Genomic DNA, 9,031 nt, shown 5'->3' with positions numbered 1-9,031 from the left:
CCGGTTGGCGCGCACGGCACAGCAGATCCTTCACCTCTTCTTCTGGCAGTTCCACCGCTTCGGCAAGCTCCGTCACCGTCGGCGTGCGCCCCAGAAGCTGGCTCAGTTCACGCTGACCCTTCTTCAGCTTGTTCAGCGTTTCGGTGATGTGGATTGGCAGCCGGATCGTCCGGCTCTTCTCAGCGATTGCCCGCGTGATCCCCTGCCGAATCCACCAATACGCATAGGTTGAAAATTTGTAGCCACGGGTTGGATCGAACTTCTCAACGCCGCGCACCAAACCGATCGTGCCCTCCTGGATCAGGTCCAGCAGCTCCATATTCCGCCGCGTGTACTTCTTGGCCACACTCACCACAAGCCGCAAATTCGCAGCCACCATCCGCTCCTTGGCACGCCGGCCCGCCTGCAAACGCTTCTTAAGCAATGGCGCGCTCAGGCCAGCGGCCTGGGCCAATTCCGCCTGGCTTGGCTTGTTGCCCAGTTGCACCTCCAGCTCCAGCTCCAGCTCCTCTAGACCCACCAGCTCCTGCACCTGGCGGCCCAGCGTGATCTCCTGCTCATGGGATAGCAGCGGCACTCGCCCGATGTCCCGCAGGTAGCTACGCACCAGGTCGCCGTCGGCCGCGGGCATGGAGCGGGCAGCCTTGTCGGGAGCAGCTGCGGTGGGTGCAGTAGCGATGGCGACGACCACGGCGTTGGGGCTTTGAAGATGTGTAAAGCCTAACCTGAAGAAGTGTTAACTCCTCTCAGAAACCCCAAAACTGCTACTGCGACTCAAGCCACTCCCAGCAGCTACCTAGCCGGGCGCGGCGCGTTGCAGCAGCCAAGAGGCGGTTTGCAGGTAGATGAACACCCCAGCGACGTCTGTAGCGGTGGCAATAAAAGGCGCGGACATCAAGGCCGGATCCAGGCCCAGACGGTCAAACAGCAGCGGCAGGGCCGCGCCGGCCGTTGCAGCGAGGGTGGTGATCGCCACCAAGCTCAGGCCTGCGGCCATAGCCACTAACCAGCTTCCTGCCACGTAGGCGGCCCACGGCACCACCGCCAGCACCATCAACAAGCCCAGCAGGGCGCCAGCCACAGATTCACGCCAGATCGCCCGCCAGGCGCCCATCGCCTGAATGCGCTGGGTGCTCAGGCCCCGAATCACAACGGTGGAGCTCTGGGCTCCCACATTGCCGCCGGTGCCGATCAGCAGCGGAATAAAGGCGGCGAGCACCACCACCTGCTTGAGCACCAACTCCTGGGAGGCGATCACCGCCGAGGTGCCGCTGTTGGCCACCAACAGCACCAGCAGCCACACCACCCGGCGCCGCGCCACGGTGAACAAGTTGCTCTGGAAGTAGTCGTCTTCATCGCCAGCCTGCACGGCGCCGGCGGCGTAGAGGTCGCGGGTGGCCTCCTGCTCGATCACGTCGATGACGTCGTCCACGGTGACGATCCCCACCAACCGCTGCTCCCGGTCCACCACCGGCACGGCCAGGAAGTCGTAGCGCTGGATCGCGCGCGCCACCTCCTCCTGGTCGGTGTCGGTGCCAACGCTCACCACATCGCGGGTCATCACATCGCCGATGCGGGCCTCGGGGTCGGCCGTAACCAGATCCCGCAGCGACAGGATGCCGGTGAGGTGGCGCGAGCCATCGGTGACATAAAGGGAATAAATGGTTTCTGTGTCGCGGGCTCGGCGGCGCACGATCGCCAGGGCCTGGGCGGCGCTGTGAAACTCCTTGAGGTCGACGAATTCGGTAGTCATCAGCCGGCCCGCCGTCTCCGCCTCGTAGCCGAGTAGTTGGGCCGTGACCCGCCGCTCCGCCGGGCTGAGTTCGGCCAGCAGGCGCCGCACCACCTTGGCGGGCAACTCATCAAAAAGCCGCACCCGATCGTCGGGTGACATTTCCTCCACCAGCTCCAGCACCTCGCCGGAGCGCAGCCGCTCCAGCAGGGTCTGCTGCACTGACGCATCTAGGTATTCGTAGACCTCAATTGCCTCGTCCTTGGGCAGAAGCCGAAAGGCCAGGGCCTGCAGGGTGCGCGGCAAGCTGCCTATAGCTTCAGCTGCGTCCACCTCCTGCACGGGGCCTAGCAGCAACTTGGCGCCGTCGTAGTTACCTGCCTCAAGCAGGCTTTCCAGCTGTTGGGCGACCACCTCGGCCACCTGGATCCCGTTGGCTTCGCCCATAGGCCCCGCGACGCCGCAATGCTGAGTTTATGGGTCGCAGCTGCCTTCGGCCCGCTATGGTCCGGCCAACTGATGACAACCGGACCAATGGCTATCTCCGTGACCGATGTGGCCGTGCGCGATGCCAAAGGCGACGAGCGCAATTTGGGCGACTGGGCCGGCAAGGTGCTGCTGATCGTGAACGTGGCCAGCCGCTGCGGATTCACCCGCCAATACGCAGGCCTGCAGGCCCTCCAGGGGAGCTACGGCCCCCAGGGCCTGGCCGTGCTCGGCTTCCCCTGCAACGATTTCGGCGCCCAGGAGCCCGGCACGCTGCCAGAGATCCAGCAGTTCTGCTCCACCACCTACGGCGCCAACTTTGAGTTGCTCGACAAAGTGGTGATGGCCGAAGAGCCCTACGCCACCCTCAGCAAGAGCGAGCCCGCTGGCCCCGTGGGCTGGAACTTCGAGAAGTTTCTGGTGGGCAAAGACGGCACCGTGTTGGGCCGCTACAAGAGCAATGTGGAGCCCGATTCAGCTGAATTAAAGGAAGCCATCGAAGCTGCCCTAGCCGCCTAACCGGACGATCGTTGGTCTGTTGGCTCTCATTGAGTTTGTACAGATGTACAAACTCAATGAGATACCAATATCGAGTGTGCCCTCACGCAACTCACTCAACCAGCAGCCAACCAGCCGCGGCGATCGGCGGCCTGCACTTGAAGCCAGCGCTGGCCGGAACTGCCCCGCCAGCTGCGCAGCACTCGCATGGGCTCGCCAGGTCCCAGCTGCTGAAGGGCGGGGGCGCGCTGCTCCGGTGCTGCCCGCAACGCCACGGCCTGGGTGGACAGCAAAGGATCTCCGGCACAACGCCGGCGCACCTCAAGCGGCCTGCGATCAGCCCCTCCGGCAGGCAAGCCCACGGGGGTGATCAGGGCGAAACCAAGCAGGGCCGCCCAGCGCCAAGCTGCAGACGACTGCATCATGCGGGTGTCCGCCATCAAATATCGAGCTGGGCTAGATCGAGGGTGGCGCTATGGGCCTCGATAAACTCCCGGCGCGGGGCCACTTTGTCGCCCATCAGGATTGTGAAGATGCGATCGGCTTCGAGGGCATCTTCAATCTCGACTCGCTTCATCATGCGAGTGGTGGGGTCCATGGTGGTTTCCCATAGCTGCTTCGGCATCATTTCGCCCAAGCCCTTGAAACGCTGGATCGTGTAGTTCGCCTTCTCACCAAATGAAGCGATCGTTTTCTTGAGATCGTCTTCGTTGTAGCAGTAGGTGTGGTTCTTACCCCGCTCCACTTTATAGAGGGGTGGGCAGGCGATGTAGATGTAGCCACCCTCAACTAGGGCCCGCTGATAGCGGAAGAAGAAGGTGAGAATCAGAGTGCGGATGTGGGCGCCGTCGACGTCGGCGTCGGTCATGATCACGATCCGGTGGTAGCGCAGATTTTTCTCATCAAACTCCTCGCCTTTAATCCCCAAACCTAGTCCGGTGATTAGCGCCTGAATTTCAGTATTTTTATAAATCTTGGCGTCGTCAGTTTTCTCGATGTTGAGAATTTTGCCCCGCAATGGCAGGATCGCTTGGAAGCGACGGTCTCGCCCCTGCTTGGCCGAACCACCAGCTGAATCCCCCTCCACGATGTAGATCTCAGACTCGGCCGGGTCGCGGGAGGAGCAATCTGCCAACTTGCCAGGCAGGGTGGAGCTCTCGAGCACGCTCTTGCGTCGCACCAGCTCGCGAGCGCGGCGGGCAGCCTCGGCTGCATTGAAGGCCTGAATAGCCTTCTCGAGGATCAGATCGATCACCGAGGGATTGAATTCTAGATATTCGCTGAGGGCTTCCCCCACCAGCGTGTCAACAATGCCGCGAACTTCCGTATTACCCAACTTAGTCTTGGTCTGACCCTCAAATTCCGGGTCGGGCACCTTTACCGAAAGCACCGCGGTGAGGCCCTCGCGGATGTTTTCGCCAGCCAGATTGGTATCGGCATCCTTGCGCTTGCCGCGCTTTTTAGCAAAGGTGTTGAGGGTGCGGGTAAGCACCGTTTTCAGGCCCTCGATATGGGTGCCACCATCGACAGTGCGGATGTTGTTGGCAAAGCCAAGAATGCTGTCTGAGTAGGCATCCACGCACCACTGCAGTGCCGCTTCCACCTGTACACCGTCCTTTTCGCGGTTGACGTAAATGATTTCGGGGTGGAGAGGATCCTTCTCCTTATTCATGTAAGCGACGTATTCCTTGATGCCGCCTTCGTAGAAATAGATCTCTTCGTGAGCTTCGCCAGCGGCATTGCGGGCCGCAGCACGGTCGTCACGGAAGACAATCCGCACCCCACCATTGAGGTATGCCAACTCGCGTAAACGCGAGGAGAGAGTTTGGTAGTCGAACTCAATGCCGGTCGAGAAAATCTCGATATCGGGCTTGAAGCACACCGATGTTCCAGTGCGGCCCTTCTCACCAGCGGCTGATTGCAGGATGCCAATCGGGGCGCCGCGCTCAAAGCGCTGGGTGTGCACCTGGTCTTGGCGGTAAACCGTGACCTCCACCCACTCGGAGAGGGCATTGACCACCGACACACCAACGCCGTGCAGGCCGCCAGAAACCTTGTAGCCACCAGAGCCAAACTTGCCGCCGGCGTGCAACACCGTGAGCACGGTTTCAAGGGCGCTCTTACCGGTGCGCGGGTGGATATCGGTGGGGATGCCGCGGCCGTTGTCGGTGACTGCGCAAGAGCCGTCGTCGTTGAGCACCGCCAGGATCTGGTCGCAGTGGCCGGCTAAGGCCTCATCCACTGCGTTGTCGACCACCTCGTACACCAAATGGTGCAGGCCTCGGGGGCCGGTGGAGCCGATGTACATGCCCGGCCGTTTACGAACGGGCTCCAGGCCCTCCAGAACCTGGATCTGCTCGGCGCCATAGGCGGCCTGAATTTTCGTGGAAGCTTGGCTTTCAGCGCTCATGCAGGAAGGTCTCCCCAGGGATTCGGCACAGGACGGCGAAATCCCGGGGCAAGTAAGGCGCAAACGGGCCAAAAAGCCCTATTGCAATAAGCAATTTACCACCGCCAACTCGGGCTGACACCCCCTGGCAAGGTGGACCCATGAGCCCCACTGAGTCCGCAGGCCAACCCCTCGTCATCGTCTTGCTGGGCCCCACGGCCAGCGGCAAGACGGACCTGGCGATCGCCCTGGCCCAGGCCCTCGATCTGGCGGTGCTGAACGTGGATTCGCGCCAGCTCTACCGGCAGATGGACGTGGGCACCGCCAAGCCCACAGCCGCTCAGCGGGGGCGGGCACGCCACGAGCTGCTGGATCTGCGCGATCCCGACCAGCCGATCAACCTGCAGGAGTTTCGGGCGATCGCCGAGGCCCAGCTCAACGCCGAACTTGCCAGCAAGCCCCTGGCCCTGCTGGCTGGCGGCAGCGGCCTCTACCTACAGGCCCTCACCCAGGGGCTGGAGCCCCCAGCGGTGCCACCCCAACCCCAGCTGCGCGCCCAGCTAGCAGCCCTCGGCCAGCCCCTCTGCCACCAGCTGCTGCGCCAGGGCGATCCGGCGGCCGCCGCCCGTATCGCCCCCGCCGATGCCGTGCGCACCCAAAGGGCCCTGGAGGTGCTCTATGCCACGGGGCGGCCCCTATCCAGCCAGCAGGGGGCCACGCCGCCGCCCTGGCGGGTGCTGGAGCTGGGCCTAAATCCCACCGACCTAACAGGCCGCATTGCCAGCCGTACCCGGGGCCTATTTGCTGCGGGGCTGGTGGCTGAAACCGAAGCGCTGATAGAGCGATACGGGGCTGGGCTGCCCCTGCTCAACACCATCGGCTATGCCGAGGCGAAGCAGCAGCTGGCCGGCGAGCTCAGCGAAACTGAAGCGATCGCCCTTTGCGAGCAGCGCACCCGCCAATTCGCCAAACGGCAACGCACCTGGTTTCGGCGGCGCCATGAGCCGATCTGGCTGGAAGAGCGCAGCACCGAGGGGCAGTTGGCCCAGGCGTTGCAAGTGGTCGAGCGCGGACTAGGGTGAAGCGTTAGCGATTTCGCGATCCTTCACACCCCTGAATGCCTCCACGTCCCCGTTTTGACCGCCGTGCTCCCGTGCGGGAGCTGCCCAACATCAACGACCGCATCAGCTACCCCAACCTGCGGGTGGTGGATGCCGATGGCAGTCAACTGGGGGTGATCACCCGCGAGGAGGCCCTTGAGGTTGCCAAGGACCGCGAGCTCGATCTAGTGTTGGTGAGCGAAAAGGCCGATCCGCCGGTGTGCCGGATCATGGACTACGGCAAATACAAGTTTGAGCAGGAAAAGAAGGCCAAAGAAGCCAAGAAGAAGTCGCACCAGACGGAAGTAAAAGAAGTGAAGATGCGCTACAAGATCGACTCCCACGACTATCAGGTGCGGATCGGCCAGGCGCAGCGCTTCCTTAAGGACGGCGACAAGGTGAAGTGCACCGTGATCTTCCGCGGCCGCGAAATCCAGCACACCGCCCTAGCTGAAGTACTGCTCTACCGCATGGCCAAGGACCTCGAGGACAACGCCGAGATCCAGCAGCCCCCCAAGCGGGAAGGGCGCAACATGATCATGTTCCTGAGCCCCCGCAAGGCCGCCGCTCCAAAGGGCAACACCAAGGTGGCTTCAAGTTCCGCTGCAGAACCCACGGGTTAAATCACTTCTCTAGCGATCGCCTGCATATCGCTCAAGCGCTGAGCGGTTGAAGGGAAGGTCTTAGCTGCGGACATTGGCGGGCGGACATTGGCTTGCTGGCATTTGGTTTTTGCGCGTGCAGGAAGTTGTACAGATGTACAACTTCCCGGAGGGCCGCCCACTTGCACCAGGCCCAACCGGCACACGCGCGTATGCCAACAGGGGGATTGTCCCCAGGGCCAAGCCTCTTTATGGTGGCCACCAGCCCAATTGGCCCAACCCCGGCGTGCGATTCCACATCCAGCAGGAAAGCGACATCCCGGCGTCGACGCAGCTCTACAACCAGATCTGCTTCGCCATTGCGGCCCGCCATTACCCGCCGGGGCACCGATTGCCCAGCACCAGGCAGCTGGCGATGCAGACCGGCCTGCACCGCAACACGATCAGCAAGGTGTATCGCCAGCTGGAAACCGACGGCGTCGTTGAAGCGATGGCGGGATCGGGCATCTATGTGCGCGACCAGCAAAAGCCGCGGGAAATCAAGCCGCCGCCGGGCCCCAGGGGCCGTCCCCTGCCAGACATCGACCGTGAGGTGCGCCAGAGCGTCGATGGCCTGCTCAATGCCGGCTGCACCCTGCAGCAGAGCCGCGACTTATTCACCCGGGAGATCGACTGGCGTCTGCGCTGCGGCGCCCGGGTGCTAGTCAGCACCCCCCGCGAGGACATCGGCGCCTCGATGCTGATCGCCGAGGAGCTCATCCCCAGCCTGGAGGTGCCGGTGGAGGTGGTGCCGATGGAGGAGCTGGCGGCGGTGCTCACCGAATCCAACAACGGCACGGTGGTAACCAGCCGCTACTTCCTGCAGCCGGTGGAGGAGATTGCCAAACAGCACGGCGTGCGGGCGGTGGCCGTTGATCTCAACGATTTTCGCCACGAGCTCGACCTACTCAAGGAGCTGCGCCAGGGCAGCTGCGTGGGCCTGGTGAGCATCAGCCCGGGGATCCTGCGGGCCGCCGAGGTGATCCTGCACAGCATGCGCGGCAACGAGCTGCTGGTGATGACCGCCAACCCTGACACAGGCAGCCGCCTGCTGGCCCTGCTGCGGGCCGCCAGCCACGTGCTCTGCGACCGCCCCAGCCTGCCTCTGGTGGAGCAGAGCCTGCGCCAAAACAGGGCCCAACTAATACGGATGCCGGTGGTGCACTGCGCCCAGAGCTACCTAGGCACCGCCACCATCGACGGACTGCGCAAAGAAATTGGCCTACTTGCTACCTGAACCCAATGGCTACATGAACCAAATGGCAGGCTGAATCAAGCGGATGAAGAGATTCGAACTCTCGACCCTCTCCTTGGCAAGGAGATGCTCTACCACTGAGCTACATCCGCAACTACCGGCTTTGCCGATTTCAAGATCATGCATGACGGGGGGCCCCTCGGTCAAACTGGCTCCATGCTCAAGGCACTGCAAGCCGACCTGGCGATCATCAAGCAACGAGATCCTGCGGCCCGAGGCACGCTGGAAATCCTGCTCTGCTATCCGGGCTTGCACGCCCTAACCCTGCACCGTCTCAGCCATTGGCTCTGGGCCCGGCGACTGCCGCCGTTGCCCCTGCTGGCACGGCTGCTGAGCCAGCTGGGGCGACTGGCTACCGGCGTTGAAATCCACCCCGGCGCCCGGATCGGCCATGGCGTGTTCATCGACCACGGCATGGGAGTGGTGATCGGTGAAACAGCCGTGATCAGTAACCGCTGCCTGCTGTATCAGGGCGTCACCCTGGGCGGCACCGGCAAGGCCCATGGCAAGCGCCACCCCACCCTGCTGGAGAACGTGGTGGTGGGCGCCGGCGCCAAGGTACTGGGGGCGATCACCGTGGGTGCCAACACCCGCATCGGCGCCGGCTCGGTGCTGCTGCGCGATGTGGCGGCCGACAGCACGGTGGTGGGCATCCCGGGCCGGGTGATCCATCAGAGCGGGGTGAGGATCGACCCCCTTGCCCACTCAGCCCTGCCAGACACGGAGGCGAATGTGATCCGCAACCTGATGGAGCGCATCGACGTGTTGGAAATGGAGCTGGCCCGCACCCAAGGCTGCCTGCGGGAGCTGGCCGCCGGCCGCCCCCTGCTGGAGCCCTGCAACGGCGCCGCTCAAAACCTGAAAGATCGCGAGATCCTGGAATTTCTGGGCGACAACCCTGGCACCACTAGCTGAGTCCTGGTTTCACAC

Annotated in this window: 9 protein-coding genes and 1 tRNA gene; 5 read left to right on the top strand and 5 right to left on the bottom strand. The window is 63.2% G+C overall.

The window, feature by feature from the left end; all coding sequences use genetic code 11:
* On the bottom strand, positions 1 to 631 hold a 631-nt coding region (locus KBY99_RS09475; RefSeq protein ID WP_254998797.1), incomplete at its 3' end, for a sigma-70 family RNA polymerase sigma factor.
* A 165-nt stretch (positions 632 to 796) separates the two neighbouring features.
* On the bottom strand, positions 797 to 2,179 hold the full coding sequence (gene mgtE, locus KBY99_RS09470) for a magnesium transporter (protein ID WP_254992992.1): 1,383 nt from the start codon (positions 2,177 to 2,179) through the stop codon (positions 797 to 799).
* Positions 2,180 to 2,266: 87 nt separating this feature from the next.
* On the opposite strand from mgtE, the gene KBY99_RS09465 reads away from it, so the two are divergent.
* On the top strand, positions 2,267 to 2,737 hold the full coding sequence (locus KBY99_RS09465) for a glutathione peroxidase (RefSeq protein ID WP_261352436.1): 471 nt from the start codon (positions 2,267 to 2,269) through the stop codon (positions 2,735 to 2,737).
* Positions 2,738 to 2,832: 95 nt separating this feature from the next.
* Here KBY99_RS09465 and KBY99_RS09460 read toward each other — a convergent pair whose 3' ends face one another.
* Both KBY99_RS09460 and gyrB read right to left on the bottom strand, forming a co-directional pair.
* Positions 2,833 to 3,156 (bottom strand): SH3 domain-containing protein, encoded by a 324-nt coding sequence (locus tag KBY99_RS09460; protein WP_254992990.1) that lies wholly within the window; start codon positions 3,154 to 3,156, stop codon positions 2,833 to 2,835.
* Positions 3,156 to 5,126, bottom strand: coding sequence for a DNA topoisomerase (ATP-hydrolyzing) subunit B (gyrB, locus tag KBY99_RS09455; RefSeq protein WP_106632450.1), 1,971 nt, complete (start codon positions 5,124 to 5,126; stop codon positions 3,156 to 3,158). Before gyrB ends, KBY99_RS09460 begins: the two co-directional genes overlap by 1 nt.
* Positions 5,127 to 5,266: 140 nt before the next feature.
* On the opposite strand from gyrB, the gene miaA reads away from it, so the two are divergent.
* The 3 genes from miaA (at position 5,267) to KBY99_RS09440 (ending at position 8,083) form a co-directional block, all read left to right on the top strand.
* Positions 5,267 to 6,187, top strand: coding sequence for a tRNA (adenosine(37)-N6)-dimethylallyltransferase MiaA (miaA, locus tag KBY99_RS09450; protein ID WP_254998776.1), 921 nt, complete (start codon positions 5,267 to 5,269; stop codon positions 6,185 to 6,187).
* A 35-nt stretch (positions 6,188 to 6,222) separates the two neighbouring features.
* Positions 6,223 to 6,828: a translation initiation factor IF-3 gene (gene infC, locus KBY99_RS09445; RefSeq protein WP_254962298.1), complete on the top strand. Its 606-nt coding sequence runs from the start codon at positions 6,223 to 6,225 to the stop codon at positions 6,826 to 6,828.
* Positions 6,829 to 7,093: 265 nt separating this feature from the next.
* Positions 7,094 to 8,083, top strand: a complete 990-nt coding sequence (locus tag KBY99_RS09440; protein ID WP_254942829.1) for a GntR family transcriptional regulator — start codon at positions 7,094 to 7,096, stop codon at positions 8,081 to 8,083.
* Between the two features lie 38 nt (positions 8,084 to 8,121).
* Here the strand turns inward: KBY99_RS09440 and KBY99_RS09435 are convergent.
* A tRNA-Gly gene (locus KBY99_RS09435) sits at positions 8,122 to 8,193 on the bottom strand.
* 64 nt (positions 8,194 to 8,257) lie between these two features.
* On the opposite strand from KBY99_RS09435, the gene cysE reads away from it, so the two are divergent.
* Positions 8,258 to 9,016, top strand: a complete 759-nt coding sequence (gene cysE, locus KBY99_RS09430) for a serine O-acetyltransferase (RefSeq protein ID WP_254962297.1) — start codon at positions 8,258 to 8,260, stop codon at positions 9,014 to 9,016.
* Positions 9,017 to 9,031 lie beyond the last annotated feature (15 nt).

The organism is Cyanobium sp. Maggiore-St4-Cus, assembly GCF_024345615.1.
In the GTDB taxonomy this organism is placed as follows: domain Bacteria; phylum Cyanobacteriota; class Cyanobacteriia; order PCC-6307; family Cyanobiaceae; genus Cyanobium_A; species Cyanobium_A usitatum.
The sequence above is the reverse complement of the archived record's forward strand: the minus strand, read 5'-3'. Positions and strand labels throughout refer to the sequence as shown.